Genomic DNA, 360 nt, shown 5'->3' on the forward strand with positions numbered 1-360 from the left:
TGCTGATATGGCTCAGTTGGTAGAGCGCACCCTTGGTAAGGGTGAGGTCCCCAGTTCGACTCTGGGTATCAGCACCACTTCCTTTATCTCCCTCCTGATTTTTCTCTGTAACTCCTTGCAGTCAGGCAATGCCTGGTTAATGTGACTATATCTTTGATATATCCGTGTCTTAGAGGGACTAGCGATGGCTAAAGAGCAATTTCAACGTAACAAACTGCACGTAAACGTGGGAACCATCGGTCACGTTGACCACGGTAAAACCACCCTGACTGCAGCTATCACCACCGTTCTGGCTAAAACCAACGGTGGCCAGGCGCGTGCGTTCGACCAGATCGACAGCACCCCGGAAGAAAAAGCACG

The 360-nt window shown here is 50.8% G+C and carries 1 protein-coding gene and 1 tRNA gene; both read left to right on the forward strand.

The window, feature by feature from the left end:
- The first annotated feature begins 1 nt into the window (after position 1).
- Positions 2-77: transfer RNA gene (locus NR177_RS23800), tRNA-Thr, on the forward strand.
- Positions 78-184: 107 nt separating this feature from the next.
- A partial coding sequence (locus NR177_RS23805; protein WP_256853265.1) for a GTP-binding protein occupies positions 185-360 on the forward strand: 176 nt, incomplete at its 3' end.

It is taken from the genome of Pantoea sp. Fr+CA_20 (assembly GCF_024520835.1).
Lineage (GTDB): Bacteria > Pseudomonadota > Gammaproteobacteria > Enterobacterales > Enterobacteriaceae > Pantoea > Pantoea allii.